1 rRNA gene is annotated in these 624 nt (G+C 59.0%); it reads right to left on the bottom strand.

Features of this window, described 5'->3' with window-relative positions:
- A 16S ribosomal RNA gene (locus ACXAHD_RS32320) occupies window positions 1-595 on the bottom strand; the annotation flags it as partial.
- Between the last annotated feature and the right edge of the window lie 29 nt (window positions 596-624).

The raw sequence follows: 624 nt of genomic DNA, 5'->3' as shown, positions 1-624 counted from the left end.
AGTTGAGCTGTGGGTTTTCACAGTCGACGCGACAAGCCGCCTACGAGCTCTTTACGCCCAATAAATCCGGACAACGCTCGCGCCCTACGTCTTACCGCGGCTGCTGGCACGTAGTTGGCCGGCGCTTCTTCTGCAGGTACCGTCACTTACGCTTCGTCCCTGCTGAAAGAGGTTTACAACCCGAAGGCCGTCATCCCTCACGCGGCGTCGCTGCATCAGGCTTCCGCCCATTGTGCAATATTCCCCACTGCTGCCTCCCGTAGGAGTCTGGGCCGTGTCTCAGTCCCAGTGTGGCCGGTCGCCCTCTCAGGCCGGCTACCCGTCGTCGCCTTGGTAGGCCATCACCCCACCAACAAGCTGATAGGCCGCGAGCCCATCCCAAGCCGAAAAACTTTCCACACACCACCATGCGGCAGCATGTAATATCCGGTATTAGCCCCGGTTTCCCGGGGTTATCCCAAAGCCTGGGGCAGGTTGCTCACGTGTTACTCACCCGTTCGCCGCTCGAGTACCCCGAAGGGCCTTTCCGCTCGACTTGCATGTGTTAAGCACGCCGCCAGCGTTCGTCCTGAGCCAGGATCAAACTCTCCAACAAAAACTTGTGAAGAAATCAAACCCGGCATT

The sequence above is a fragment of the Micromonospora sp. ABR4_055 genome (assembly GCF_056160425.1).
The sequence above is the reverse complement of the archived record's forward strand: the minus strand, read 5'-3'. Positions and strand labels throughout refer to the sequence as shown.